Below are 26,692 nucleotides of genomic sequence, written 5' to 3' on the forward strand. Positions count from 1 at the left end.
ACTATTTGTTTGAGTCACACCTAAATTAAACGTTATATTTTATAATACTTGAAAGGAACAAATAACATCCCAAAACATTCTCCGTGTTCTTTTCCTAAATGTTTATGGTGTACTTTGTGTGCTTTACGAAGTCCTATTAAATATTTGTTTTGGGTATTTTTGAACCATTTGAAACGTTGGTGTATTAAAACATCGTGAATCATAAAATAACACATGCCGTAAAACATAATTCCAAGTCCTAAGAAAAATTTATAATTTAAACCTCCTTGAACTCCAAAGTAAAATAAAGCAATACTTGGAATAGCGAAAATCACGAAAAATATATCATTCCGTTCAAAAACATTCGCATATTTTGGTTGGTGGTGATCCGCATGAAAATACCACATTGAACCGTGCATGACGAATTTATGGGTACACCAAGTCACACATTCCATTATTAAAAAAGTACCTAAAAAAATCAAAAAAAATATCATTTTATTCTATATTTAATTAAAAAATCCTTCAAAACTAGCTATAATTAAACCAACTTTAATTTATACGACACAAAAGATTTTGCCAATAATCCGGCTTTTGTATAGTTAGAGACTCGAATTCGGGCGTTCCCAATTTCAGCACAAGGAGTATTTTCTAACTTTTTTAGTAATTTCTTATAATACACAAAAGCAGTATATACTCCAAATTTTGCTTCAATAGGTAACTTTATAATTCCTTGATAGGCTATTCTAAAATCTTCTTCAATTTCATTAATTATTGCCGTCTTTGCATTTTCATCGAAGGAATTCAAATCTACTCCAGGGAAATAGTTACGATTTAATACTAAATTGTCGTCTTTGAGATCGCGAAGAAAATTTACCTTTTGAAAAGCTGATCCCAACCGCATGGCTTCCTCTTTGAGCTGGTCGTATCTTTTAATATCACCATTTACAAAAACTTTTAGACACATTAATCCCACTACATCTGCTGAACCATAAATGTAAGCGTCATAGTCCTCTTTACTATCATAATCAGATTTGATTAAATCTAATTTCATACTCCTTAAAAAAGCCTGAATCAGTTCATCAGAGATATTATATTTCTTCACCGTTTGCTGGAAAGAGTTTAAGATAGGGTTTAAACTTATGCCTCTTTCAATCGCCTTGTAATATTCCTCTTCAAATTCGATTATTAAATCTTCCTTATCGAACCCATGGAAGGTGTCTACGATTTCATCCGCAAAACGAACAAATCCATAAATACTGTAGATGGCATTTCTTATACTGGGCGATAGCATGTATACAGCCATAGAAAAAGAAGTACTGTAGTTTTTAGTAACTAATTTGCTACATTTAAAAGATACATCGTCAAATAATTGCTTCATAATTATTGTTCTGAAAATTGTTTATTAATTAACTCTGATACTAATTTTCCAGAAATTAATGCTGGTGGAACTCCAGGTCCCGGAACAGTCAATTGTCCTGTAAAATACAAGTTCTTGACTTTCTTACTCTTCAACTTTGGTCTCAAGAAAGCGGTTTGTAATATGGTATTAGCCATACCATAAGCATTTCCTTTGTACGAATTATATTCTGAGACAAAATCATTTTTACAAAATGATTGTTTAAATATAATATTATTTTTAATGCTTTGGTTTGTTAATTTCTCAAAACGATTCATTATTTTTTCAAAATATTCTTCTCTTAGGGCATCAGTATCAGTAATTCCAGGAGCCAATGGCACTAAGAAAAAACCAGATTCCATTCCTTCAGGAGCTGCAGTTTTATCAGTAATCGAGGGGAAATTTGCATAAAACAAAGGCTCGTTGGGCCACTTAGGCTCATCGTAAATATCTTTTGCATGTTGATTAAAATCTACATCGAAAAAAAGCGCATGATGTGAAATATTATCAATTTTCTTATTAAAGCCAACATAAAATAATAATGAGGATGGAGCAAAAACTCTGCTTTCCCAATATTTTTCAGAATAGGCTCGATGTTCTTGATCTAATAATGTTTCTGTGTGATGGTAATCTGCACCACTCAGAATCAAGTCCGAAATAACAACCTCACCATTTACCTCAATCCCTCTAGCCGTATTATTTTCAACTATAATTTTATTAATGTTTGAATTTGTATGAAATTTAACTCCCAGTTCTTTGGCTAAATTTTCCATTGCTCGTACCACATCGAACATTCCTGTTTTTGGGTGCCAAGTTCCAAGTCCAAAATCGGCGTAATTCATAAAACTATAAAACGAAGGAGTATCGGATGGTTTAGCTCCAAGAAATAAAACCGGAAATTCCAGAATTTGGATTAACCTTTCATTTTTAAATTTCTTACGAACATCTTTACTAATGTTGCTAAAAAATTGACCTATTTTCAAAGTAGTTTCAACAGTGATCAGCTCCAAAGGAGAAACGCCAGGTCGGTACACTAAATCTTTAATTGCTATATCATAATTGCTTTTAGCTTTAGCCATAAATTCATTCAGGATTTGTCCGCTTCCCTTTTCAATAGCTTCAAAAGCAAGTGTAATATCCGTCAAATTATCGGCTATCGTAATAAAATCATCTATTCCATAATATACTCTGTAGGCAGGAGATAGTTTTATCAATTCATAATAATCAGTTGTTTTTTTACCAAAATCAGCAAAAAAACGATCGAATACATCTGGCATCCAATACCAACTTGGACCCATATCAAAAGTAAAGCCATCTCTTTTTAGTTGTCTTGCTCTTCCACCGATTGTTGCATTTTTTTCATATACGGTTACGTCATGTCCGCTTTGTGCTAAATAGCAAGATGCTGCTAAGGCGGAAAATCCAGAGCCTATGATTGTGACTTTTTTATTTTTTTTCATTTGTTTAGCAAATATACAAAATGTTTAAACAGATTACACTAAATTTCATCTACTAATTCAGAAATGGAATTGAAAATTGATATATTGTCAGAAAGTCCTTCTTTGTTAATAAACTCAACCATTCGTCCAATATACCATAACTTTGTAGTTTCATCTATCAATTCGTCACTCATTTTTTGTATGTAACCATCTAGATTGTCTCTTTCCGGTTGCACAGTTAGATAGGATACAAAAATAATAGAATCGAAATGCTTTTTTAAATCCTTAAGGTTATCAATTGGCATACTTTCGCCTAAATAAATGGTTTTGTAGCCATGTAATAAAATCTCATAATTTAAATACATCAATCCTAATTCATGAATCTCATTCATAGGAAGAGAGAGTACGAAAACTTTATCTACTTTAGTTTGCTTTAAAACTTGTAGTTTTTCGGTATTTATCAATAATTTTTGCTTTATTAAATAACTAATAAAGTGCTCGTGGGCTGGAGTAATTGTGTCCGATTGCCATAACAAGCCCAATTCATTCATCAATGGGATAAAAACTTGATGGAATATTTCTTTAAAAGATTTCTCAGCTATTAACCAATTATAAGTATTAAAAAATAGCTCTTGATCAAAATTCATCATTGCCATTTTAAGCTCACTTATTGCGTGACTTTTAGCTGTTTTGCTTGAAATTATTTCTCGGACTAAAGACGGAATTTTTTCTTGTGGATAAGTTGCTATTTTTGAAATTTTATAGCCATAATCATGTAACAATGTTATATTTAACAGCTTTTGAAGACTTACTAAATCATACAATCTAATATTAGTATCAGTACGCATGGGTTCTAAAATGTTGTATCTTTTCTCCCAAATCCGTATGGTATGCGCTTTTATTCCTGAAAGATTTTCAAGATCTTTTATGCTGAACACGTTTTTAATATTGTTTATCATTTATTAAAATTTAATAAACAAATGTAAAATAAATTTAATTAAAAAACCCTTTAAAAGTTTCAAATAGTTTATAAATCATTTTTTTAGTCTAAAGTGACATTGTTAAAGGTATTTAATTTATCCAAATTGAGTATCGTTTTTGAATTATCAGTACTTCTAGCGTACATGGGTTCAAATTTTGCACCATAAATTACCTCATCAAAAGTATACGAAGTACGAATTGCAACTGTATTACTAAACATATCATCAAAAGTTTTTACAAAGACTAAGATTTCACCATGAATCGTTTCAAAATCTTTTTTGGTTAAGTTATAAAGAGGGCTAACTTCTGTTATGGGATGTACTAAAGTCCAACTCAGGGTAAGAGCATTTATTCGCGCTAATTCTAATTCTAACGAATAAAACTTATTAGTTTTTGTACCGTTTTCTTCCACACTCATTCCTAAAGTCATTATGGCTTCAGCATCCGTAAAATTAGTGTTCTTAAATGGCGTAATTCGAATCATTAAACCCGTGATTTCTCCATAAGGTGAAATCAATGCATTGTGAGAAAACTTTAAGAAGGCCGTTGGTTTACTAAATCTACCAAAAAACAAACCTGTTGCAATTGCAAAACTCAATAATCCAAATAAGGCTTCAGCAGCAGAAACCATGCTGGCTAGAAACCCTGAAGGGCTTATGTGCCCATAGCCTACAGTAGTAAATGTTTGAGCACTAAAAAAATAAGCCTGACCAAACTTTACTAAATTAGATCCAGAAGGATGTATACCATCTAAATGCTCAATTCCTATACTGTAATAAATGGAAGCAAAAACAAAATTAATTCCAATATAAAAGGATAAAATAATAAGCATAAATTTCCAAGCAGGCATATCAATCATTGTATGATACCAACTAATCCTATGCAAAACATGCATTCCTTTTTTCTCTACATTTGCCGTTCCATTTTTATTCACAAAACGACCACCATAACTATTCGGGTTTGTTCCAAAACCAGTATTAGTATCTGTCTTTGCTCTCGAATTTATATTTTTCATTCCTGTTATTGCTATCAATTAATTATCTAGTAAAAATAACAAAAACCTTTAATAAAAAAGAAGTGATTTTACTGTTCATTTTTTTTAAAAATTAGACAAAACTAATTGCATACGTTTATGCTTTATTCGTAAATTTTTTGTTTAAAATTCATCTATACATAAATTTTAAAGTGCTATAAATCAGTATATTTACAAAATATTATATGCAAAAAATGAGTATGCATCACGAAATATTTAAAGATAGAATAGAGGCAGGTTTATTACTATCCGAAAAATTAAAAAAATATCAGGGTACAAATAGTGTTATTCTCGCGGTTCCTCGTGGTGGTGTTCCTTTGGGATATATAATTGCAAATACCTTACGACTTCCTCTGGATATTGTACTTGCCAAAAAAATAGGACATCCTAATAACAAAGAATTTGCTATCGGTGCTATCTCCGTAGATTCTATGATTATTGACGAGTATCCTGATGTTCCTAAAGAGTATGTAAATAATGAAATCATTAGAATAAGAAAATTACTCCAAGAGCAATACGAACGGTATAGGGGGAACCGAAAACGAATTGCTATTGAGAATAAATGTATAATTCTAGTTGATGATGGTATTGCTACCGGTAATACCTTGCTCGCTAGTATAATAATGCTAAGAAAAAAAAATCCCGCAAAAATAATCGTTGCTGTACCGGTTTTGCCTTATGATGTGGTATCTGTGATTGAGAAAAATGCTGATGAATGTATCTATTTGATAGCGTCTAAATATTTTAAAGGGGTTGGTAGTTTTTATAAAGAATTCAATCAGGTGAGTGACGATGAAGTAATTCAGATGCTGAGCCTTTCTAATGGAATTGAATAATATTGGAGTATAATTTTGGCCTAATAAAAATTAAATTTTACAAAATCGCGATAGGGATTCTTTGATTATTATCCCAAAAGATAATACGACAGAGCAATTTTTTCGAGAGAAGGGTTAAACTAACGGATGAATTTGGAGTAAATTGTATTTTAATTCCAATGTCATTGAAGAAAAAAATCAATACACCTCGAAGTCTTATTATTGATACTTTTTTAAGGGGTTATAAAGAGCTGTTTTTTTAAGATAGCAATTATACTATATTTTGTTTAGTGAAGCACAAGTGTCGTAAAATTGGATTACTGTTAATACAAAAGCAGTTGCTTTTTTGCCTAAATTAGTGGAATCAAATAAATGCTATGAAAAAACTAACCAAAGAAGATATTAGTCAGGAAGTGTTTGACTTGTATGATGATTATGCCCATAACAAAATTGAAAGAAGACAATTCGTCGAGAAACTATCGTTGTTTGCGGTAGGAACGCTTACGCTTCCCTCGTTGCTCAGCTTTATGACACCAAACTATATAGATTCTATTTTAATAAAATTGGATGATCCAAGGTTGATATCAGAGTTTATTACCTACAATTCTCCTAAAGGTGGTGGAATAATTAAAGGACTGTTATCCCAACCTACCAGTACCAAAAAAAAATTACCTGGAATTATTGTTGTGCATGAAAACCGCGGGCTGAATCCTTATATTGAAGATGTAGGACGAAGAGCGGCTATTGAGGGATTCATTACTCTGGCTCCAGATGCGTTATCTCCTCTGGGCGGTTATCCTGGGAATGATGATGCAGGAAGAGAATTACAAAAAAAGCGTACTCGTGAAGAAATGCTTGAAGATTTTATTGCAGCCTACAAATTTCTTAAATCCCATAAAGATTGTAATGGACATATTGGTGTTGTAGGATTTTGTTTTGGCGGTTGGATTGCTAATTTGATGGCAGTCAAAATTCCAGATTTATGCGCAGCAGTACCTTATTACGGGGGACAACCTACTGCTGATGAAGCGGAAAAAATTAAGACTCCCATTCTGGCGCATTATGCCGGTTTAGATACGCGAGTTAATGAAGGCTGGCCAGCTTTTGAAGCTGTGCTTATGAAAAACAAAGTTGAACATACCGCTTATTTCTATCTGGGAGTTAATCATGGTTTTCACAATAATACAACTCCCAGATACGATGAAAAAGCCGCTACATTATCATGGTCTAGGACTATTGGTTTTTTTAAAGAGAACTTAAAAAAGAAATAGTTTCAATTCTAATAGTAAAAAAGTCTCCTTAAAGATTTTTTAGGAATCAAATATTAATTTTCTTAAAGAAAATATTTTATAATTAAAAAAGTTTACAGAACTATTTATTATACTTTAAATTAATTTTCACCGATAAATTCAAAATATCAGTTATAAAAATTTAAACATGAAGAATGCTAATCTTCTAATTAAGACTTTTTTTTCTTATTGGAAGATTGAAAATTAAAATTGATACTTAGTCATCTAGTGTTATATTCCCTCTGTTTTCTTTGTTGTCTGGGTGTTCATTGGGGTAACGGTTGGGAATTATATCTGAGTTGTGGTCTTTATTCTCAATCATTTTTTTTGCTTGCTCTTCGGGGACCTTCGCAGTTTCAGAACTTAATTTTTCAGCAATACTACCTTCATTTTGTTCTAAAGTTCCGTCAATATTTCGTGCCCTTTTGACAATTTTTTGATTTCCATCGGTATCAGTTTCTACTTCTGATTTCAGATGCGGTACTTCCGGATTTGCATTTTCAGCTAGGTTTTCGCCGCTAAATCCCTCGTTTATATTTTGCTTATTGTTTGTCTTTTTTGAACCTAAATTGTTGTTTTCCATATTCTTAAATTTTAATTGAAAAATGGTATTTCATTTAAAATTACATCATTTTAGCAAATTAACAGAAGTATTTAACATAGCTTTTGGATTATGCCGATAAATGTTACATACAACTATTTTAAATGCAGCTAAAACAAAGGTATCTTTGCTGAAATTATAATACTATTCAATGTCTCATTCACACTTCATCATTCATAAGCCTTACGGGTATCTGAGTCAGTTTATTTATGAATTGAAAAGAAAAAAGAAACTGCTGGGGGAATTGTATGATTTTCCTAAAGGAACAATGGCAATAGGCCGTCTTGACGAGGATTCTGAAGGGTTATTGTTGTTAACCACAGACGGAATGGTGAGCGAAATTATTAGAAGTAAAAAAATAGATAAGGAATACTATGTTCAAGTTGATGGGATGATTAATCAGAAAGCAATTGAAGAATTGCAAGAAGGGGTTGAAATAGGTTTTAACGGGACAAAATACAGAACAAAGCCCTGTAAAGCTTCATTGCTTGATGAAATTCCTGCTTTTGGAATTAGAGGGAAAAAAATAAGGGATGAACGGCACGGACCAACTTCTTGGGCTTCCATTACAGTCAACGAAGGGAAGTTTCGCCAAGTAAGGAAAATGACGGCAGCTGTTGGTTTTCCTACTCTGCGCTTGGTTCGTGTTCGAATAGGGAATATACAGCTGAAGGATTTGCAAGCTGGAGAAGTCAAAAAAGTAGAAAATTTTCACATAGAAGTTTAAATGGTTGGAAGTAATTTTTCAATCTTTTAATTTTTCAATCATTTAATAAAGTATAAAATGTTGAACATTGTTTTAGTAGAACCTGAGATTCCAAATAATACCGGTAATATAGGTCGATTGTGCGTAGGTACGGAGAGTAGGCTGCATTTAATCCATCCCTTTGGGTTTGTTATTAATGATAAAAATCTAAAACGTTCTGGTTTGGACTATTGGGTGCATCTTGATGTGACAGAATATCAAAATATAGCTGAATGGAAAGCACAAATTCCAGATTTATCCCGGGTTTTCTTGATGAGTTCCAATGCTGAAAAATCATATTTGGAGAATGATTTTCAAGATGGTGACTGGTTGGTTTTTGGAAAAGAAAGTAAAGGTTTGAGTCAAGCTGTCTTAATGGAATTTCCCAATCATCTGACAATTCCAATGTCATCGCTAATTAGAAGTTATAATATTGCAAATTCGGTGGCTTTTGTTATTGGCGAAGCAAAGAGGCAAATAACAAGTAAAAGGTAAATTGTGAATTTTATATTCTAAAAACACAACCTTTTTTTATGGTTGAAATTTCATATATTTGAGAAGGTAATTCCAGATTTAATTGAATTTTTCCTTTTTTTAAAACGTATTCTATGATTGATAAAGTTCTCCTTAGAAGTGCCATTTTCAAACATTTAGATGGGTTAGTTACAGCACCTGTAGCGCATGAATTGTATAAAAAGGGAATACTGTCTTATATTCTTGATCGGAAGGAGGCGACACTTGCCGAACTTAGCTCATATTTCAAAGCGAATGAAGGGTATCTCAACGTGGGTTTGCGTGTTTTGTGTTCCCAAGGATTCATGGATTATGATATTAATAGCAGTACTGATCAAATAAAATTTAGCATAAACAATAAAAGCGCTGCAGCTTTCTCACTGTTTCATTTGTATACAGATGTAGTTGATTTATTGCATTTTTCGATGCAATTTCACCCTCGCTTGTTCGAAGATGCTCCTTTTGAACGCTTGCGTATTATTTTTGAAAAATACAAGAAAAATTACGAAATTTCTTTTTCTGATGATCCGTTGGTGAATTCTATTCAGCATCAGATTTTAACGCATATTGAAGGATGTTTGGTAGGTCCTACCTTAGTTCGTCTTGGCATGAGTGGCATGTTTCACAAATACTTTATGGAACTTTCCTTCCGTCCGGAAGAATTTCATAAGTCCCCTGAAAATTTCAAAATAATTCTCGATTTCTTTGTTCATTTGGGTTGGTTTACCCAAAAAAAAGGCAATTATCAGTTTACTGAAAAAGGCTTATTTTTTGCCAAAAGGGCTTCTGCTTATGGCGTGACGGTTTCTTATTTGCCTACTTTCAGTAAAATGGAAGAATTGCTTTTTGGCAACCCAAACATGCTACGAATCGTAGCGGAGGGAGAAGATGAAATTCATGTAGACCGGGAAATGAATGTTTGGGGCAGCGGAGGCGCACATGACACGTATTTTAAAATTGTGGATGAGATTATTATTAAATTATTTAATTTACCCATAGAAGATCAGCCCAAAGGAATTCTGGATATGGGTTGTGGCAATGGAGCATTTATTGAACATATTTATAATGTAATTGAGAGACAAACTTTGCGAGGAAAAATGCTGGATGACCATCCTTTATTCCTTGTTGGTGCCGATTATAATCAGGCGGCGTTAAAAGTAACCCGGGCTAATTTAATCAAAGCAGATATTTGGGCCAAAGTAATTTGGGGCGATATAGGTCAGCCGGATTTGTTGGCCAATGATTTACTGGAAAATTATAATATTAATTTAAAAGATTTACTCAATGTAAGAACCTTTCTAGACCACAACCGCATTTGGGAAATGCCTAAACAGGTAACCAAAACGAGAGTCAGTCATTCTACAGGAGCATTTTCACACAGGGGAGAGCGAATCAATAATAATTTGGTTGAGGATAATTTATTAGAACATTTTAAAAAATGGTCTCCGTATGTTCGTAAATTTGGGTTGTTAATAATTGAATTGCACACCATTGCTCCAAGCCTGACTGCCGCTAATCTAGGTAGAACTGCCGCAACAGCTTATGATGCCACACATGGTTTTTCAGATCAATATATAGTAGAAATTTCTGTTTTGCATAAAGTAGCTGCAGAAGCAGGGCTGTACGCTGATGCTAATTTTTTTAGAAGATTTCCGGATGCTGCTTTTGCAACAGTTAGTATTAATTTGTTGAAGGGCGTTTAAAAAACAGTATTTAAATAATTGTAAACTTTCCTTTTTCTGCATCGAAAACAATATGCTCGTCTTTGAATAAGGTATTGAAACTTCCCTTTGAAATGAAATGACATGGTTGATCTTGTTGAACAGTATCGGGTGTCATTATAATCATTTCGTCACTCAATTGTATGGCCATATCAATATCATGGGTTGAAAATAAAATGCATTTTCCTGTTTCGTGTGTCAGTTTTTTTAGTAATTTAAAAAGGGATACTTTGTGCAGTAGGTCAAGATGGGTAGTGGGTTCATCTAATATTATTAAAGGCGTATCTTGTGATAAAGCACGGGCTACAAGAACTTTTTGCAATTGTCCGTCACTGATTTCATAATGTTTTTTAGCGGCTAAGTGACTAATTTGAGTGAGTTGCATTGCTTCATTTATTTTTACAATATCTATATCTGTAAGTTTTCCGATCCAATTGGTATAAGGTTGTCTGCCCAGCGCGATGAGTTCAAAAACAGTCAGATTGCTTGGCGGTAATTTTTCGGTTAAAACAACACTTAAGTTTTGTGCTAATGTCAAAGCGTTTAATTCGTGAATGTTTTTTCCATTCAGAGAAACAGTTCCAGAGATTGTTTTTTGGATACCAGTTATTGTCCGGAGAAGTGTTGATTTTCCAATTCCATTTGCACCTATAACCGCTATCAATTTTCCTCTTTCTAAAGATAAATCAATTCCCGAAGAAACAATAGTGGTTCCTTTTTTATCAGTATAACCGATGCTGATTTGTGTAGCCTGTAAGATGATCTTATTTTCCATTATCCCATCATTTTACGTTTCCTAATTAATAGCCAAATGACAATAGGCGCGCCAAAAATGGAGGTCACCGCATTTATCGGTAATGTGATATCACTCCCAGGAACTTGTGAAATGCTATCGCATACCAACATTATTATAGCGCCAAAAAGGATGGTACTCCAAAACAAAATACTGTGATTACTAGTTTGAAAAACCAATTTTGCGATATGTGGTACAGCTAATCCTACAAAAGCAATGGGACCAGCAAATGCAGTGATACTACCTGCTAAAATACTAGTGGCAAAAATGATGATCAGTCTCGTTTTTTTATAATCTAGCCCCAGGCTTTTGGCATAATTTTCTCCTAGAAGCAACGAATTTAATGGCTTAATACTGAACAGGCTTAACAATAAACCAATCGTTACGCAAAGGGATAAAAGGGTAAGGGAAGTCCATGATAAATCACCAAGATTTCCCAAGGACCAAAAAGTGAATTTCTGCAATTGTTCAGCGGTACTAAAATACGTAAGCGTTCCAACAATGGCACTCGTTAAGCTACCAAACATTAGTCCAACAATTAAAATAGCCATAGTGTCACGCAAGCGATGAGAAACGGCCAGAACGGCTAGTAAAACTAAAAAACTACCCAAGCTTGATGCCAAAATAATTCCATAAGAAGAAAGTAAAATGGTCGCAATAAACGGAGGTAGAAAAGCAGCGCCTAAAATAACCATTGCTACTCCTAAGCTCGCACCTGAACTTAATCCCAGAACATAAGGCCCTGCCAATGGATTTCGAAATAAGGTTTGCATTAATAATCCGCTGATTGACAGGCCTATTCCAACAAGTATCGCAGCAATAGCTTTGGGTAAGCGGTAATTGATAATGATATATTGCCAGGTTTCTTTGCTGGCATTTCCTCCTAAAAGGCTATTGAAAACATCTTTTAAAGGAATAGAAACCGATCCCAAACTGATGTTAACTAAAAACAAGAAAACAACTCCGATGGTTAGGAATATAAAAAGAACAGTATTTCGGTTGGTATCAGTCAATTTATTCTAATTTCTGAAAGAAAAAAAGTTTGTGATTGGGTAATAATTCGGGATGGAAAATTTTAATTAAATCTTTCAATACCCAGTCGGGGCGGGTAGGAGACCATTCAAAATATAAAATACCCCCTTTAGCACCTTTATTTATTCCGTACGAATATACTTTTTTATTTTTAAACGAAGTGAATTCACTGTAATGGGGATTGCTGTCGCTCATTTGTTTTAATGAAGAAAAATCGCCAGGAGCAATCCAATAGTCAGCATTTTGTGCTTTTTCTAAAATGATTTCAAAGGGTAATGGTAAACTACCCGTTCCTTTGGTTTGCGCCCATAAATAATTTGATTGTGCATCCTTTAGAAATAGAGAAGCCCAACTCTCGCCTTGTGGTACGTACCATTGATCCTGAAACATAGCACCGCTAAGTACAGTAGGTTTTGAAACTGCCTTTTTGACTAAGACTAATGTGTTTTTATATTCTGTTTCTATTTTGGAAAAAACGGAATTTGCTTTAGTATTTAAACCATACAAAACACCAAAAAATTTAATCCATTCCGCTTTTCCTAACGGTGATTGTTCGGTCCAATCCCCATTTATCATGACCTTTAATCCACTTTTTTGGAGGTTGTCTAAAGTGGGATTGCTGTTGTTTAAACCAAAACTAACAATTAAATCTGGAGCCATGTCTATAAGGACTTCGGTGTTTAATGTCTCGTTAGTGCCTACTTCTCTTACTTTTCCTATGTCAATTCGTTTGCGTGTTTTTTCTGAAGAAATATAATCAGTATTAGGAAATCCAACCAGCGTATTTTCTACGCCTAGCATTTCTAGTGCTGGAATATGGGTGGTTGAGGTTACAACTATTGATTTTAAAGGAATTGGAATTACTGTAAATCGTTTTAAACTGTCCGGAATAATACCATTTTTTTCTTGTAAAATATAAGTAAAATTTTCTTTGGCTTCAGGCCAAGGGTTAGTGATTTTTACGATTGCATAGCCCTTGTATCTGTAAATTTCTAATCCTTTAGCATATTGAATTTCATTCCTAATAGTTACCATTGCAGTATTAGAAGCATTGCTGTTTTGTTTACATCCGCTAAAGGAAATGACAAATAGAAAAAGCGTGAAATTTAAAAAAAATGATTTCATAAAAGTATTTTCAAGAGCTACAAAGGTATATTTAATCCTTTTTAAAAATCAAATTTTATTTTTTATTCCAATCATAAAGTTATATTTGCACCCGTATTGAGGTTGCTGTTTTGTTTTTTCAGAATAGCATTAAAAGGGAATCAGGTGAAAGATTATAGATTTGAGAATTAAAGTTTTAGGAGTTGAATCCTAAAGGATGAATTTTAAATCATGAATTAAAATCCTGTGCTGTACCCGCAACTGTAAGCTATAAAGCTTGTTGTTATCTACAAACCACTGTTCGCTTTAACGAATGGGAAGGTAAACAACAAGACGCAAGCCAGGAGACCTGCCTAGTACATCGAGTATCAAACTTTCGGGAAAAAAGGTTTGGGTATGGGTAATTCTATGCTTTTCTCCCACTTTTTAGTCATGTAACAGTAAAAAATACCTGTTGCGAAATGTTAATTAAATGAACAAAAAAATCGTTCGTATTAGTGCGTTGTGCGTACTAATGTCAACCTGTGCTTTTGCGCAACAAAATGAAGTTATCTCCACGCAAGATGAGTTGAGCGAAGTGGTAGTTTCAGACTCGAAATTTGCTTTAGCGAAAGAAAAATCTGGAAAAGTAATTACTAAAATTACAGCTGAAGATTTAAAAAACAAAGCAGGGCAAAGCATTGCAACCATCCTGAGTACCGTTGCAGGTCTAGAAATTAATGGGAACCAGAGTGCAGCCGGTAAAAATTTAGGATACTACATTCGTGGAGGGAAAAACAATCAAGTTCTTATTCTTATCGATGGAATTCCAGTGAATGATGCTTCAGGAATTAGTTTTGAGTATGATTTGCGTTTGCTTCCAGTGGAGCAGGTAGAAAGTATTGAGATTATGAAAGGAGCTGCCAGTACTCTTTATGGGTCTGGAGCGGCTACAGGTGTCATAAATATTACTTTGAAAAAATCGGGTAAGAAAGCAATTGAGGGAAATGCGTATGTAAATATCGGGACTAATAATACTGCGACGACCAACAAAACTACCGCTCAAAATTTTAATCAAGGTTTTTCAGTAAACGGAAATGCAAATAAAGTGAATTATTTTGCGTCTTTAAACAGTACCGAAGTTAGCGGAATTTCTCAGATTGCCCCTGTCAATCCAAAAGATAATTATGAAGAAGATCGTTTTTCCAGGATCAATTATTTGGCTAAACTAGGGTACAAAGCAACTGATAAATTGACCTTGGATTTCTTTGGAAATTATGATAAAATCAGTTTAGATTATGATGCTTCTTTTGATAATACTGGTACAAATGATACCAATTTAAATTCTACAGACTCAGAGCAATTTCGTTTTGGTTTTCTGCCAAAATATAAATATAATAAGGGAGAATTTGTTATGAATGCCAGTTTTAACAAAATTGTCCGTACCTATAATGATTTTGATTTTTACGCTAACAAAGCTGGATTTTCTCAGTACGAGTCCCGAAGTGTCAACGCGGATGCCTTCAATAAATACGAAGTTGCAGATTCTTTTTTCTTTGTTGCTGGGGCACAATACCAGTTCCATGACATGAATAGCGAAACGCCTTACGGAGGAATTATGAAGGAAGCTACTAAATTTAATATGATTGATCCTTATGTGACGGGAGTTTTTACCTCCGATTTTGGGTTGAATTTGAATGCTGGGGCACGTTTGAATATTCACAGTCAATATGGTAACCAATTAGTTTATAATGTAAATCCATCGTATGATTTCCAATCGATTCCATTGAAAATTTTAGCTTCTTATAGTACAGCGTTTGTTACGCCAAGTTTGTATCAATTGTATTCAGAATATGGAAATGGGGATTTGACACCGGAGAAAAATAGTACGATAGAAGCCGGTTTTGAAACACAGTTATTTGATAAAAGAATTAAACTGAATGCAGTAGGCTTTTATCGGGAACAAACCAATTTTATAGGATTCTATTTTGATCCAATAACTTTTGATTCTAATTATATCAATATAGATGGTATGAATAAGGCAAAAGGAGTAGAAACAGAAGTCTCTTTTGCCTTGAGCAAAAATATTAATTGGAATTCAAATTATACTTTTACACAAGTAGATCAAGCACTGGATCGATTGATTCCAAAACATAAAGTGAATTCAGCTGTTGATTTTCAAATCAATGACAGGTTGTTTTTTAATGTAAATTATCAATATGTGCATAGTAGAAACGATGCTTTTTTTGATGGAAATACGTTCACTACAAAGAAGATCGTTTTAGGTTCTTATCAACTTGTAAACTCATCTGTTCGTTACGAATTGATAAAAAACAGACTGTCTCTTTTTGGGGCGGTAAGTAATATTTTGAACGCTGATTTTGTTGAAAATGTTGGGTACAGTACTTTGGGGAGAAATTTTAAATTAGGAATGAATATTAAATTATAACGAGTCTCATTACTTAAAGCAAAAAAAGGAAGCCTCACTAAGAGACTTCCTTTTTTTTACACTACAATTGTTTTATTCTAAAGCTTTCAAAAGCCTTTCTGGAGCTTTTTCAAGATACATTTGATTTTGGATTCCTTTGATTGATTTTGCATCTTTAAAAAATTCAAAATCTTTTCCTTGACTTTGTTTCAACACTCTGGAGGTTCCGGTTATTTTTCCAATTGCAGTACTCAATAAAGGTTCAGTAGTATCGCCAAGTATTCCAAGGGTACTCAACGTTTCTTTTAACAAAAAGTCAGGTTGTAACCCACCGAAATAATCACCAAACCCAACTGAGTTGACAATTTTTAATACAATAGGTTGCATGGCATATCTGTGATTTGGGTTTCTGTTCTCAGATCCAAAACTAGGAGAGTCATAAAGGGTAACAGAACCTACATTTTTCCCCACGGTTACATCACCAATTTGTACCACGTTAATGTGTGGTTCTAATCCATTAATTACCAGTTCGCTTGCCGATGCGGAGCTTGCGGTAGTCAAAATATAAACTTTGCTCATATTCAAACTATTAATAGATGTAGTTCCAATTTTGTCAGTGAAATAATTAAATAAAGCGGCAGGATTCTCAGCTTCGAAATACGCATTAATCTTAGCATTCCATTGTTGTTTTGCAAAAACTTTCCCTTTAAATTGTCCGGTTATCATACTCGCCAGTCGTGTAGCAGTTTGCACTGATCCTCCACCATTGTACCTTAAATCTAAAACTAAGTCGGTCACTCCTTGTGACTTTAGAGAAGCAAAAGCTTCGTTTAATTCGCTATCGTAATTTGCATAAAAACCATTATACATTAAATAGCCAATTTTATGAGAACCAGACGTAATAACTTTGTTGATTAGTATAGGATTTTCAGACAGTACGGTTTTGGTTAGCAAAACTGTTTTTCCATTCTGCACAATTGTGGTTCCGTTATATTCGGCAAGATTTAGCGTATAACTTTCGTTAGTGCCAAAAAGTAACGACTCATAGTTACTAATGGTGAGTTGTGTGCCATTTACAGCAGTAAAAAAATCACCGCGTTTTATGTTTTTAGTTGAAGCATCTGAATTTGCTATAATATAACGTACATAACCAAATACTTCTGTAGTACTCCCCGGTTTATAACTTAAACCAAAATCGACACCATTATTTTTAGTAGTTCCTTGAAGTGTACCTTCGAGCTCTAAATAATCACTTACAATCCAACTGAACCGATCAATGGAGCGATTAACTCTCAAAGCATTAAAAAGATCCTCTGGAACAGGGTATCCTTTTAAAAAAGTGTTTAACGCAGTTTGGTCCGCAAAACGATCATCTGCTAAGTTAGGGACTTCAGCTTGCCATAAATAATATTGGTTCATACCTTTCCATATAAAATCTTGGATGTCTAAACTAGCAGGAGGCGCAATATCATCATTATCTTGACAGCCTTGAAAAGATAAAGTTGCAATGAATAATAAAAGTGTAAATTTGAATGTGGTTCTCATAGTGTTGTTTTAATACTTAATTAACGTAAAAATACTAACTTTAGTTTTATTTTATAATTTATGTTGCAAAAATAAATTTGAATCGTCTTGATTGTATAACCAGTTTAATACTTAACTTTTATGAACCAAAATGAGTTTGTGCTGCTTGTGGCTCCTTTTAAAGACAAAGTCTTCAGATTAGCGAAACGATTGTTGGTAAGTACAGAGGAAGCTGAAGATGCTACTCAAGAGGTTTTTGTAAAATTATGGAGTAAAAATGGTAGTTTGACTGGATTCACGAGTGTTGAAGCATTTGCGATGACGATGACTAAAAATTATTGTTTGGATCAATTAAAATCCAAAAGGGCTGGAAATCTTAAAATAGTGCATACTAATTATGCGGATTCCGAACCTGCATTAGATAAAAAATTAGAAGATAACGATAGTTTAAATTGGGTGGAAAGAAGTATCAGTCTATTACCAGAGCAGCAGCGTATCATTATTCAACTTCGCGATATAGAGGAATACGAGTTTGAGGAAATGGCAAAAATGTTAGATATGAAGGAGAGTGCCATTAGGGTGGCGCTTTCAAGAGGACGAAAAACTATACGGGAATACATGATAAATACACACAATTATGGAATTATATAAAGTAGAACAGTTGTTAGAGAAATATTTTGATGGAGAAACAACTATTCAGGAGGAGAGAGATTTACAAGATTATTTTTTATCGGAAGATGTTGCTCCTCATTTAGCAGCATATAAGTTATTATTTGAACATTTTGCAGCTACCAGAGCGCAGCAGTTTGAACAAGAAATGCTTCCATTTGAAGGACAGCGTATTCCACATAGAGATAGAAAACAAAATGTAGTATGGCTTTCTATTGCAGCTTCAGTAGTTATATTGTTAGGAGTAGGAAGCTATGTGTTTTATAATTCGGAATCTGTAGTAAGTCAAAGTAAAGATTTAGGAACGTATGATGATCCGAAAGTAGCTTTAAAAGCAACACAAAAGGCATTGTCTTTATTATCTAATAAAGTAAATGTTGGCATAGAAACGGTTCAGTATATAGAGGAATATGAAATCACTAAAAATAAAGTGTTCATAAACACGGAACGTAAATCAGGAGGTATTTAACTGCTTTTTGAAAATAATTGAAAAATAAAACCACTAGAATTAATTTTAAACAATGCTAAATAAATTAAAAATGAAATCAATCAATCCCAATTCAAGTTTGTGCACAGCAATAGAGCAGCACAATAACAACACAACCTTAATCTCAGGTAAAAAGATTTTACTCACTTTGCTTTTTGTCTTAATTTCCAGTCCGTTTTTTGCGCAAGCAGCTTTCGATAAATTCGATGGTCAAGATGATGTAACTTCGATCATTGTCAATAAAAAAATGTTCGACTTAATGAGTAAAGTGAAAGTAGATGCTTCGGATAAAGAAATGCAGCAATATTTAAGCCTAATAAAAAAACTTGATAATCTAAAAGTGTTTACCACAAAAAGTACTCGAGTGGAAGGCGAAATGAAATTAGTTGCAGACAAGTACATCAAATCAGCAGGTTTAGAAGAGTTGATGCGTGTGAATGAGAATGGAAGAAACATAAAAATTTTGGTTAAATCAGGTGCTTCAGATTCCCAAATTAGAGAGTTGCTGATGTTTATTGAGGGAGCTAAAAATGATGATACAGTTCTCATGTCATTGACGGGTAATTTCGATTTGAATGAAATTTCAGTTCTAACTGATAAAATGAGAATTCCTGGAGGCGATGACTTGAAGAAAGCAACTAAAGGAAAAAAGTAACATGAAAATAATTTATGGAATTACGCTGCTGTTTAGTTTGTTCCTGATCAGTTGCAGCTCAGAGCCAACTTTGCAAAAGTATTTTGTAGAAAATACCGAAAACAAAAATTTTGTAGCCCTTGATGTTTCTCCTAGTATTTTGAATGTTGATAAGACAAAATTATCAGTAGCCCAAACCGATGCTTTGAAATCGTTTGATAAAATGAATATCCTTGCTTTTAAAGTGAATAATAATAACAAGGCAGAATTTGAAATGGAACGCGCCAAAGTTAATTTGATTTTGAAAGATAAAAAGTATCAGCAATTGATGAAATTTGGTTCTGGAAAGGAAGGTGCTTCGGTAAGTTTTGTAGGCACGGATGAACACATTGAGGAATTTATATTGTATGCCAATAAAAAAGAAAACGGTTTTGCTGTTGTCCGGATTTTGGGTAAAAACATGAATCCAACTACTATTATGACCCTGATGAGTATGTTGCAGCAGTCAAACATCGATTTAGAACAATTGAAACCGTTACAGCAATTAATCAAATAAACGGTTTTGTAAATATTAAAAAAGCGTCTTGATAATTTCAAGACGCTTTTTTATTTAACCTAAATTTTAGAAAATTATCGTTAAAAAATTATTTACAAAACATTTTTTTATTTTTAATAGCGCTCTGACTGCCTAATTGGATTGCTTTTGTAAAATCGGCACAAGCATTTTTCTTGTTTTGTGCATGAAAATTAGAAAGACCTCTCAAATTATAGGCAATGTAATCCTTTGCATTTAAGCCAATGGATATAGTGCAATCTTCAATAGTACTCTTGTAATCCTTGGCTTTATAGTTTATATCTGCTCTTGTAGTGTATGCATCGCCTTTTTTGGGATCTATTTTAATCGTTGTGTTTGCATCGGCTAGAGCACCTTTAATATCGCCTAATTTTTGTTTCAAAAGTGCTCTGTTTAAGTATGCTTCCGCAAACATAGGATCCACTTTAATTGCTTTGGTGTAATCATCAATGGCTCCTTTAATATTTCCGGCTTCAGCTTTCTTTAATGCTTTGTCAAATAGATCATATGCGATTGGGTTTTGGCTCCATCCAGCTAGGGAACTTAATAATAATAAGAGAAGAATTAATTTTTTCATAAAAATTTAAGGTTTGAAATGGGGGAATTTATTTAATAATTAAAGGTATTTACCAGATAAAGGTACAATACTTTTTTATTTATTTAAATAACGAACAGGAATGGAATTTATTTTAAAGAAGGTTTTTAAATACTTAAATGAGTTGTTTCTGTTATGGATTTAAAAGTTAGATTTTAAAAAAAAGATTTAATAACGTTAGATTAAAGGTCTATTATTCTTGTAGGACAAATGTTTTTTATAAAGGGATTCAGTCTAAAAAATCACTAAAAGTTGGTATTGTCAAATCTTTTTAATAGCTATAAATTTGTCATAACGAAGATTTTTATTTTATTACGATTATCTAACGATTACTTTTCTGGAGATGAAAAAGACAGGGCAACACAAACAAAACAACAAATTGGTTAGGGCAAAAAATAATACGGTGTTTTTCTATATAGGTTCTTTTCTGGTATTAACAGCAAGCTTGGCTGTTTGTACTTTGTTAGGAATGTTTTTTTTAAACACTTTAAAAAATGTTTTTTAAAAATTGAAACAGGATGTTTATTACTAATTAATTATATGTTGTAAGCTAACCGTTTTTTATAATTGTTTAAAATAATTTTAGTCTATTTTATATAAGATTTGGAGAAATCAGCAAATTAAAACTCTTTCAGTTTATTAAAAAGAGTCCGGTTTTTATATTTTTTATTGGTCTGCAAAGTTAAGAGTTATTGATAATTTTGCTAAAATTGAAGTGCCTATTTTTGCTAAATTCTAGTTTTTAAAATTTGAAGAGACTGATAGTAGTTTCTAAAAAGAATAGATGTATCAGACATTTAGAGCATTTTAATAGGGCCACTTAAATTTTATAAGAATAGGATTTTTTGTTGTTTACTTAATTTGTTCAGGTAAGTTTATATTTTTTTCAAAAAATAGCACTGACTTCTGGCTAAATATCTCATAGTAAAATAGTTGTTGTTTAGTACTTTTTTAAATTATTTCGTGGTACTTGCTTCGAACTATGCCGAGTGAATGAAAATATATCAAAACAATCCTACAAAACAACTGAAATGGTAATAAATAAAGATAGTGGACTTTTAATTATTTTGCTTTAAGAACTTTATTAATTGTTGAGTTGCCTTTCCTCTGTGGCTGATTTTATTTTTTATTTCTAATGATAATTGAGCAAAAGTTTCAGAAAAGCCCTCTGGTTGGAAAACGGGATCATATCCAAACCCTTGATTCCCTATTTTTTCTATAGTGATTTCCCCGCGAGCAATTCCAGTAAAATGATACTGCTGGCCTTTTAAATTCAGTGTAATTACCGTTTTAAATTGTGCCTTTCTATTACTTTTATCTGATAGAGCCGCCAGTAATTTATTCATGTTGTCAACAGTATTACGTTGTTCCCCAGCATATCGAGCAGAATAAACACCTGGTTCTCCATGCAAAGAATCTACCTCAAGTCCAGTGTCATCTGCAAAGCAGTCGTACCCGTACTTTTCAGTAACATAATTGGCTTTTTGAATTGCATTACCTTCAATGGTATTTTGTGTTTCTGGAATTTCTTCAAAACAGCCGATACTTTCCAAACTTAAAATAGTTATCGATGCAGGAAGCATACTTTGTAATTCCAGGATTTTATTTTTGTTGTTGGAAGCGAATACGAGTTGCATTTTTTTAATTTTAATTTTCAAATATACATTTTCTAAATAGCAAGAATCGTTATTGTTACTTTTTTATTTGTAAGGTTTTATATTCGAATAATAATTAAGGAGAATTTAGTGTTTGAATTACTATTTCACAAGTAATAAATTAAAGTTAAAATACTGTTATTCAATATAATATAATTTTTTTAATTGTATATTTGAATGTTGTTTTGATTAATCAATTGAATATTTCACCAATCTAGGATGATACTATTCAGATAGTCAATTATACTGAACGGTAAAGTTGATAATGATGAATCAAAATGAACAATTGGAGGTCTTTAATAGACCTCCTTTTTTTATGATTTGTAACAGAAGTTTTTTAAATGAATTAAAATCGAATATTTCGCCATAATAATACAAACAAAAAAATCTATTAATTTATGTTCTTAAGATGTTATTTTTGGGTGTTAATTTATAGTTAAATAGCTATTTAATAATGGTTTATACTCGTATCTTTGAGTATGGTTTTGGTTTATTGTTGAATATATCCATCTGTAAGGAGAAGAGTATTTTTTAGTCAGAGTTGTCGCAAGATTTAAACTGATAACAACACACCAAAGTCCATATCAGGAGGCCCTTTAAAAAGGCCTCCTTTTTTTATAATTTTCAAACAGAATTATGAATCAAATTGTTTTTTATTATTTAGGGATAGATTTAAAAATTTAATAGGAACGATTGCATTATTCTTTAAGTTTTTAAAAAGCAATTGTTTTAAAAAAGAAATAAAAATACGTCTGTTAATTATTGGTTAAAATGATGTAAATTAAGTGTTTATGATTTATTAATTGTATCTTTGAGTATGGTTTTGGTTTATTGTTGAATATATCCATCTGTAAAGAGAAGAGTATTTTTTAGTTAGATGTGTCGTAAGATATAGACTGATAACAACACACCAAAGTCCATATTAGGAGGCCCTTTAAAAAGGCCTCCTTTTTTTTGATAAACTTCTAAGTAAAAAATATTTAAATTTGTCAAATAATTTTGGATACAAAAAGATATTATTAGCTATGCTAATAGCTTGTCATTCTTTTATTTACTAGATACTGCACCAGCAAGCATACAATAGAATTATAAAAAAAATAGTTCTTGGGATGTAAATTTTATTGTCTACCATTGAAACTAAATTTTTCTCTCATTATAAAGTCTTTTCACATAAAATATGCTGTAAATACGGAACGTTTGTGCATTTAAAATGATATATTTGAAAAACAATCTTTTAGTTTAAAATATATATTTTTTTAAAAACTAAAACATTGTTTTTAACGTACATACTATGTTACTTAATTATAATTTATTAAACATGAGTCAAGAAATATACAAACAGATTTGTGCTAGCTTGAAATTGTTATTCTTCATTTTGTTTTTTTCAAACTCTTACTCACAATATATCTTTAGAAACGATACAATACTTCAAGAAGTTTCTTTACATAAGTTTACCACAATCACTGATGTAGGTCAAAGGAATTTAGATATTAAATATGTGATTGCTAATTATAGTCTATTGAAACCTTTTAAACTTAAAACAGAAAGTGATGATTTAGGTTTTACTAAAAATAATTTTTGGTCAAAAACAGAACTTATCAATCCTACAAATCAAGCATTAAGTTATTATTTAGAAACCGCTAGACCTATAACTGATTTAGTTGAATTGTATAGTGTTGACGGGAAAACTGGAGCAATTACTAAAGAAGTAAGTGGTGATGCTATGAAATACTCTGAACGTAGTTTTGATAACCGTAAAACTATTTTTAAAATTAAAATAGCGCCAAAATCCAGCCAGCAATTATATTTACATTTAAAAAGTGACGGAGAAGTAATTAAAATGCCTGTAATGTTGTATTCATCTGAAAGTTTTATAAAGATGATTTCCAACGAGCAATTGTTTTTTGGATTTTTTTATGGAATATTGACAATTGTTTCCATTATTTACTTTTTTTTCTATTTTGCTTTACGTGAAAAAACATTTTTGTATTATAGCTTATATGTTGTTTTTATAGGGTTAATGCAATTCTCATTAGATGGTTATTTTTACGAGTTAGTTACGCCGCAGGGAGGTTGGTTTTCTCTTCGTGCAGTATTATTTTTTGCAATGATGGCTGGTTTTTTATTGGGTAAATACAGTGAAGTTTTCTTAAATATTAAAAAATATAATAAAACAATTTATATCCTTTTTAATATCGTTTATTTTTTAGCTTTCTTGTTAATTGTCTGTATACTTTTAGTTCCATCAGCTCTAGCAATAAGTTATCCATTGGCAAACGTGCTTGGATTATTGATTCTTATTCTAATCATTTCCTCTGTGATTTATCTGTATTACAAGAACAAATATGTTGATGGTTTTTTTACTATTGGTATTTTCTTTTTAATTCTTGGTTTTGGGATCTTCATTCTCAATAATTTTGGTCAAGTTCCTAGTTCATTTTTAACTGAAAATAGTTCTAAATTAGGTACAGGTATGGAAGTTATTTTTCTTTCACTTTCGATGGCAAACTTAATTCGGAATCTTAAAAACGAAAAAAATGAACTCAATCGCTTGGCTTTAGTTCGATCCGAAGAAATGAATGATTTAAAATCGTATTTTTTATCAAATATCAGTCATGAATTGAGAACGCCGCTCAACGCTATTATGAATTTAATTGATTCTATTTCTAATGAAGTACAGGATGATAAAATCAGGAAAAATTGCCAAATCATAAAATATTCTTCTCACAGTTTACTAAGTTCTGTAAATGATATTTTAGATTTTTCTAAAATCGAAAAAGGGGAATTAAAGCTGGAAAAAAATCAATTTGATCCGGTGCAGGTTTTTGAAAACCTAAAGAATAATGCCACTAACATTGCTTCAGAAAAAGGATTGCGATTTGAGTTTTCTAAATCAGATACAATTCCTGATTTTTTAATTGGAGATGTTAACAGATTGAATCAGATTATTAATAATGTTTTGAATAATGCCATTAAATTTACTTCTTCCGGTTTTGTAAAATTTGACATTGATTCGGAACTAAAGTCTGGTAATAAAGTGCGTTTGATTTTAACAGTATCGGACTCCGGAGTTGGAATTTCGAAGGATAAAATTGAAAGTATTTTTGATTCATTTTCTCAAAATAAAATCGATAACAAGCGAAAATTTGGCGGACTGGGTTTGGGTCTTTATATAGTGAAGACTTTAGTCGATATGCAAAATGGTACAATTGAAATGAATAGTAAAATCAATGAAGGAACAACTTGCATTATTACATTGGAATTTGATGTCTCAACCGAGCAGAAAAAAACAGAAACTTTTGCTACAGTAGTTGCTGAGGATTTAGGAGGCAAGTGCATATTAGTAGTTGAGGATAATCCCATTAATCAAATGGTGATAAAAATGATTACTAAAAAATGGTTGAATACGACTGTTGTCTTTGCAAATAATGGACAGGAAGCTTTGGAAGCATTTAAGACCAATCAATTTGATATAGTATTAATGGATTTGCAAATGCCCATAATGGACGGTTATGAAGCAACAATTGCCATTAGAAATGGGGAAGCAGGAGCACATAATAAAAACATTCCCATTGTAGCAGTAACGGCTGATGTTATGGAAACTACAAAAGATCGTGTAAAGGAAATAGGGATGAATGATTATCTGTCTAAACCAATTAAGAAAGAAACGTTATACGAGGCTGTCAAAAAGTTAGTTTAACTAAATCGTAATCGAACATAAACGTGTTTTATACCTTTTTTGTCAGAATCTCTTTCATCTATTTCCAGAATATCAGTTAGTGACTTTAACATTGGCGTAAGTTTAGAAAAGCCATAGTTTCTTGGATCGAATTCTGGTTTTTTCTTTACAATGAGATTGCCAACATCTCCAAGAAATGCCCAACCACTGTCATCTGCGATATCCTCTATTGTTGACTCTATCAATTCGATGGTATGTAAATCGACTTTGTTTAAACTTTTTGGTGGTGCTTTCTTAGCATCAGTCGTAGTTCTTTTAGGTAGTTTCTTTTTAATGGCGCCATCTAAAACTTCGATGTAAATAAATCGATCACAAGCAACAATAAAAGAATTTGGAGTTTTCTGTTCTCCAATTCCAATGACTTTCATTCCGGACTCTCGAAGTCTAATAGCCAAACGTGTAAAATCAGAATCACTTGAAACAATACAAAAACCATCGACTTTGTCTGAATACAACAAATCCATGGCGTCAATAATCATTGCTGAATCTGACGAATTTTTTCCCACCGTGTAACTATATTGTTGAATAGGAGTAATAGCGTGCTCTAGTAATACACTTTTCCAACCTCCCGCATTAGGTTTTGTCCAATCGGCATAAATACGTTTTGTCGTGGGAGTACCAAATTTAGCAATTTCTTCCATCATTCCTTTTACATTACTATAGGGAACATTGTCTGCATCAATGAGAACGGCCAATTTTAATTCTTTTGTATCTTGTGACATAAATTTAAAGTTGAAAAATGTATTCAAATATACAAAGTTTACCGCTTAAAACGAATTTTTAGCTCTGATCAAAACGACATCTTTTTGTGCGATTTTTTGTTCAGTAGCAAAAAGGTAGTATAGATCATTACATAGGTAAAAATGTTGATTAGTAGAAAGCCTGAAAAATAAATTTGCTTTCGAGACCATTATAAAGTTTAAATAATTATTTTTGCAACTTCTTAAAATTAAAATATTACTTGACA

24 protein-coding genes and 1 riboswitch are annotated in these 26,692 nt (G+C 32.3%); of the genes, 11 read left to right on the forward strand and 13 right to left on the reverse strand.

Translation table 11 applies throughout. The features are described from left to right. Nucleotides 1–32: 32 nt before the first annotated feature. The 5 genes from AC0608_RS10960 to AC0608_RS10980 all read right to left on the reverse strand — a co-directional run bounded on the left by AC0608_RS10960 (nucleotide 33) and on the right by AC0608_RS10980 (nucleotide 4,810). Nucleotides 33–473 carry a sterol desaturase family protein gene (locus AC0608_RS10960; RefSeq protein WP_417960545.1) on the reverse strand — a complete coding sequence of 147 codons (441 nt, stop codon included), beginning with the start codon at nucleotides 471–473 and terminating at the stop codon, nucleotides 33–35. Nucleotides 474–517: 44 nt separating this feature from the next. Further along, the gene (locus AC0608_RS10965) at nucleotides 518–1,357 is read right to left on the reverse strand and encodes a phytoene/squalene synthase family protein (protein ID WP_417960543.1); all 840 of its coding nucleotides are present in this window, start codon (nucleotides 1,355–1,357) and stop codon (nucleotides 518–520) included. Between the two features lie 2 nt (nucleotides 1,358–1,359). Then, on the reverse strand, nucleotides 1,360–2,835 hold the full coding sequence (gene crtID / locus AC0608_RS10970; protein WP_478289075.1) for a bifunctional phytoene desaturase/3,4-desaturase: 1,476 nt from the start codon (nucleotides 2,833–2,835) through the stop codon (nucleotides 1,360–1,362). A gap of 38 nt (nucleotides 2,836–2,873) precedes the next feature. Next, on the reverse strand, nucleotides 2,874–3,773 hold the full coding sequence (locus AC0608_RS10975) for a MerR family transcriptional regulator (protein WP_478289076.1): 900 nt from the start codon (nucleotides 3,771–3,773) through the stop codon (nucleotides 2,874–2,876). 83 nt (nucleotides 3,774–3,856) lie between these two features. Continuing rightward, on the reverse strand, nucleotides 3,857–4,810 hold the full coding sequence (locus AC0608_RS10980) for an ion channel (RefSeq protein WP_417960537.1): 954 nt from the start codon (nucleotides 4,808–4,810) through the stop codon (nucleotides 3,857–3,859). A gap of 212 nt (nucleotides 4,811–5,022) precedes the next feature. Here AC0608_RS10980 and AC0608_RS10985 point away from each other — a divergent pair, with 212 nt between their 5' ends. Then, complete coding sequence (locus AC0608_RS10985; protein WP_478289077.1) at nucleotides 5,023–5,664, forward strand: phosphoribosyltransferase; 642 nt, start codon at nucleotides 5,023–5,025, stop codon at nucleotides 5,662–5,664. 356 nt (nucleotides 5,665–6,020) lie between these two features. Beyond that, the gene (locus AC0608_RS10990; RefSeq protein WP_478289078.1) at nucleotides 6,021–6,914 is read left to right on the forward strand and encodes a dienelactone hydrolase family protein; all 894 of its coding nucleotides are present in this window, start codon (nucleotides 6,021–6,023) and stop codon (nucleotides 6,912–6,914) included. A gap of 235 nt (nucleotides 6,915–7,149) precedes the next feature. Here AC0608_RS10990 and AC0608_RS10995 read toward each other — a convergent pair whose 3' ends face one another. Further along, entirely contained in the window at nucleotides 7,150–7,515 is a 366-nt protein-coding gene (locus AC0608_RS10995; protein ID WP_478289079.1) for a hypothetical protein, read from the reverse strand. A gap of 169 nt (nucleotides 7,516–7,684) precedes the next feature. Between AC0608_RS10995 and AC0608_RS11000 the strand changes: the two genes are divergently transcribed. From AC0608_RS11000 to AC0608_RS11010, 3 genes are all read left to right on the forward strand, one after another. Continuing rightward, on the forward strand, nucleotides 7,685–8,260 hold the full coding sequence (locus tag AC0608_RS11000) for a pseudouridine synthase (RefSeq protein WP_478289080.1): 576 nt from the start codon (nucleotides 7,685–7,687) through the stop codon (nucleotides 8,258–8,260). 57 nt (nucleotides 8,261–8,317) lie between these two features. Then, entirely contained in the window at nucleotides 8,318–8,773 is a 456-nt protein-coding gene (locus AC0608_RS11005; RefSeq protein WP_478289081.1) for a tRNA (cytidine(34)-2'-O)-methyltransferase, read from the forward strand. Between the two features lie 113 nt (nucleotides 8,774–8,886). Further along, nucleotides 8,887–10,494, forward strand: coding sequence for a class I SAM-dependent methyltransferase (locus AC0608_RS11010; protein WP_478289082.1), 1,608 nt, complete (start codon nucleotides 8,887–8,889; stop codon nucleotides 10,492–10,494). Between the two features lie 10 nt (nucleotides 10,495–10,504). Here the strand turns inward: AC0608_RS11010 and AC0608_RS11015 are convergent, their stop codons facing one another. The 3 genes from AC0608_RS11015 to AC0608_RS11025 are packed head-to-tail and all read right to left on the reverse strand — an operon-like array spanning nucleotide 10,505 to nucleotide 13,462. Then, nucleotides 10,505–11,287, reverse strand: coding sequence for an ABC transporter ATP-binding protein (locus AC0608_RS11015; protein ID WP_478289083.1), 783 nt, complete (start codon nucleotides 11,285–11,287; stop codon nucleotides 10,505–10,507). Beyond that, a complete protein-coding gene (locus tag AC0608_RS11020) occupies nucleotides 11,287–12,318 on the reverse strand; it encodes a FecCD family ABC transporter permease (protein WP_417960521.1) in 1,032 nt (343 codons plus the stop codon). The genes AC0608_RS11015 and AC0608_RS11020 overlap by 1 nt, the downstream gene beginning before the upstream one ends. Nucleotide 12,319: 1 nt before the next feature. Beyond that, on the reverse strand, nucleotides 12,320–13,462 hold the full coding sequence (locus AC0608_RS11025) for an ABC transporter substrate-binding protein (protein WP_417960518.1): 1,143 nt from the start codon (nucleotides 13,460–13,462) through the stop codon (nucleotides 12,320–12,322). Nucleotides 13,463–13,544: 82 nt separating this feature from the next. After that, nucleotides 13,545–13,812, forward strand: a riboswitch (cobalamin riboswitch). 101 nt (nucleotides 13,813–13,913) lie between these two features. Here AC0608_RS11025 and AC0608_RS11030 point away from each other — a divergent pair. Continuing rightward, the gene (locus tag AC0608_RS11030; protein ID WP_478289084.1) at nucleotides 13,914–15,869 is read left to right on the forward strand and encodes a TonB-dependent receptor plug domain-containing protein; all 1,956 of its coding nucleotides are present in this window, start codon (nucleotides 13,914–13,916) and stop codon (nucleotides 15,867–15,869) included. A gap of 72 nt (nucleotides 15,870–15,941) precedes the next feature. On the opposite strand, the gene AC0608_RS11035 is transcribed toward AC0608_RS11030, so the two are convergent. Next, nucleotides 15,942–17,393 (reverse strand): GFO_1087 family putative carboxy terminal peptidase, encoded by a 1,452-nt coding sequence (locus AC0608_RS11035; RefSeq protein ID WP_478289085.1) that lies wholly within the window; start codon nucleotides 17,391–17,393, stop codon nucleotides 15,942–15,944. A 120-nt stretch (nucleotides 17,394–17,513) separates the two neighbouring features. Here AC0608_RS11035 and AC0608_RS11040 point away from each other — a divergent pair, with 120 nt between their 5' ends. The 4 genes from AC0608_RS11040 to AC0608_RS11055 all read left to right on the forward strand — a co-directional run bounded on the left by AC0608_RS11040 (nucleotide 17,514) and on the right by AC0608_RS11055 (nucleotide 19,718). Continuing rightward, nucleotides 17,514–18,023 (forward strand): GFO_1088 family ECF-type sigma factor, encoded by a 510-nt coding sequence (locus tag AC0608_RS11040; RefSeq protein ID WP_478289086.1) that lies wholly within the window; start codon nucleotides 17,514–17,516, stop codon nucleotides 18,021–18,023. Continuing rightward, a complete protein-coding gene (locus tag AC0608_RS11045; RefSeq protein ID WP_478289087.1) occupies nucleotides 18,010–18,510 on the forward strand; it encodes a PG0215 family putative anti-sigma factor in 501 nt (166 codons plus the stop codon). Before AC0608_RS11040 ends, AC0608_RS11045 begins: the two co-directional genes overlap by 14 nt. A 70-nt stretch (nucleotides 18,511–18,580) precedes the next feature. Continuing rightward, the gene (locus AC0608_RS11050) at nucleotides 18,581–19,183 is read left to right on the forward strand and encodes a GFO_1090 family protein (RefSeq protein ID WP_478289088.1); all 603 of its coding nucleotides are present in this window, start codon (nucleotides 18,581–18,583) and stop codon (nucleotides 19,181–19,183) included. Between the two features lies 1 nt (nucleotide 19,184). Then, nucleotides 19,185–19,718, forward strand: coding sequence for a GFO_1091 family lipoprotein (locus AC0608_RS11055; protein ID WP_478289089.1), 534 nt, complete (start codon nucleotides 19,185–19,187; stop codon nucleotides 19,716–19,718). Between the two features lie 88 nt (nucleotides 19,719–19,806). On the opposite strand, the gene AC0608_RS11060 is transcribed toward AC0608_RS11055, so the two are convergent. Together AC0608_RS11060 and AC0608_RS11065 are read right to left on the reverse strand one after the other, a co-directional pair. Beyond that, nucleotides 19,807–20,313 carry a tetratricopeptide repeat protein gene (locus AC0608_RS11060; RefSeq protein ID WP_478289090.1) on the reverse strand — a complete coding sequence of 169 codons (507 nt, stop codon included), beginning with the start codon at nucleotides 20,311–20,313 and terminating at the stop codon, nucleotides 19,807–19,809. A 1,076-nt stretch (nucleotides 20,314–21,389) separates the two neighbouring features. Then, on the reverse strand, nucleotides 21,390–21,968 hold the full coding sequence (locus AC0608_RS11065; RefSeq protein ID WP_478289091.1) for a non-canonical purine NTP diphosphatase: 579 nt from the start codon (nucleotides 21,966–21,968) through the stop codon (nucleotides 21,390–21,392). A gap of 1,336 nt (nucleotides 21,969–23,304) precedes the next feature. On the opposite strand from AC0608_RS11065, the gene AC0608_RS11070 reads away from it, so the two are divergent. Next, nucleotides 23,305–25,686: a hybrid sensor histidine kinase/response regulator gene (locus AC0608_RS11070; protein WP_478289092.1), complete on the forward strand. Its 2,382-nt coding sequence runs from the start codon at nucleotides 23,305–23,307 to the stop codon at nucleotides 25,684–25,686. Here the strand turns inward: AC0608_RS11070 and AC0608_RS11075 are convergent. Beyond that, on the reverse strand, nucleotides 25,683–26,447 hold the full coding sequence (locus AC0608_RS11075; protein ID WP_417958233.1) for an NYN domain-containing protein: 765 nt from the start codon (nucleotides 26,445–26,447) through the stop codon (nucleotides 25,683–25,685). The genes AC0608_RS11070 and AC0608_RS11075 overlap by 4 nt on opposite strands. Nucleotides 26,448–26,692 lie beyond the last annotated feature (245 nt).

It is taken from the genome of Flavobacterium sp. GNP008 (assembly GCF_056428965.1).

Excerpts from the sequence above, each read along its gene's own strand:
- AC0608_RS10960 (WP_417960545.1), bottom strand. The coding sequence starts at position 473 with ATGATATTTTTTTTGATTTTTTTAGGTACTTTTTTAATAATGGAATGT.
- AC0608_RS10965 (WP_417960543.1), bottom strand. The coding sequence starts at position 1,357 with ATGAAGCAATTATTTGACGATGTATCTTTTAAATGTAGCAAATTAGTT.
- crtID (WP_478289075.1), bottom strand. The coding sequence starts at position 2,835 with ATGAAAAAAAATAAAAAAGTCACAATCATAGGCTCTGGATTTTCCGCC.
- AC0608_RS10975 (WP_478289076.1), bottom strand. The coding sequence starts at position 3,773 with ATGATAAACAATATTAAAAACGTGTTCAGCATAAAAGATCTTGAAAAT.
- AC0608_RS10980 (WP_417960537.1), bottom strand. The coding sequence starts at position 4,810 with ATGAAAAATATAAATTCGAGAGCAAAGACAGATACTAATACTGGTTTT.
- AC0608_RS10985 (WP_478289077.1), top strand. The coding sequence starts at position 5,023 with ATGAGTATGCATCACGAAATATTTAAAGATAGAATAGAGGCAGGTTTA.
- AC0608_RS10990 (WP_478289078.1), top strand. The coding sequence starts at position 6,021 with ATGAAAAAACTAACCAAAGAAGATATTAGTCAGGAAGTGTTTGACTTG.
- AC0608_RS10995 (WP_478289079.1), bottom strand. The coding sequence starts at position 7,515 with ATGGAAAACAACAATTTAGGTTCAAAAAAGACAAACAATAAGCAAAAT.
- AC0608_RS11000 (WP_478289080.1), top strand. The coding sequence starts at position 7,685 with ATGTCTCATTCACACTTCATCATTCATAAGCCTTACGGGTATCTGAGT.
- AC0608_RS11005 (WP_478289081.1), top strand. The coding sequence starts at position 8,318 with ATGTTGAACATTGTTTTAGTAGAACCTGAGATTCCAAATAATACCGGT.
- AC0608_RS11010 (WP_478289082.1), top strand. The coding sequence starts at position 8,887 with ATGATTGATAAAGTTCTCCTTAGAAGTGCCATTTTCAAACATTTAGAT.
- AC0608_RS11015 (WP_478289083.1), bottom strand. The coding sequence starts at position 11,287 with ATGGAAAATAAGATCATCTTACAGGCTACACAAATCAGCATCGGTTAT.
- AC0608_RS11025 (WP_417960518.1), bottom strand. The coding sequence starts at position 13,462 with ATGAAATCATTTTTTTTAAATTTCACGCTTTTTCTATTTGTCATTTCC.
- AC0608_RS11030 (WP_478289084.1), top strand. The coding sequence starts at position 13,914 with ATGAACAAAAAAATCGTTCGTATTAGTGCGTTGTGCGTACTAATGTCA.
- AC0608_RS11035 (WP_478289085.1), bottom strand. The coding sequence starts at position 17,393 with ATGAGAACCACATTCAAATTTACACTTTTATTATTCATTGCAACTTTA.
- AC0608_RS11040 (WP_478289086.1), top strand. The coding sequence starts at position 17,514 with ATGAACCAAAATGAGTTTGTGCTGCTTGTGGCTCCTTTTAAAGACAAA.
- AC0608_RS11045 (WP_478289087.1), top strand. The coding sequence starts at position 18,010 with ATGGAATTATATAAAGTAGAACAGTTGTTAGAGAAATATTTTGATGGA.
- AC0608_RS11050 (WP_478289088.1), top strand. The coding sequence starts at position 18,581 with ATGAAATCAATCAATCCCAATTCAAGTTTGTGCACAGCAATAGAGCAG.
- AC0608_RS11055 (WP_478289089.1), top strand. The coding sequence starts at position 19,185 with ATGAAAATAATTTATGGAATTACGCTGCTGTTTAGTTTGTTCCTGATC.
- AC0608_RS11060 (WP_478289090.1), bottom strand. The coding sequence starts at position 20,313 with ATGAAAAAATTAATTCTTCTCTTATTATTATTAAGTTCCCTAGCTGGA.
- AC0608_RS11065 (WP_478289091.1), bottom strand. The coding sequence starts at position 21,968 with ATGCAACTCGTATTCGCTTCCAACAACAAAAATAAAATCCTGGAATTA.
- AC0608_RS11070 (WP_478289092.1), top strand. The coding sequence starts at position 23,305 with ATGAGTCAAGAAATATACAAACAGATTTGTGCTAGCTTGAAATTGTTA.
- AC0608_RS11075 (WP_417958233.1), bottom strand. The coding sequence starts at position 26,447 with ATGTCACAAGATACAAAAGAATTAAAATTGGCCGTTCTCATTGATGCA.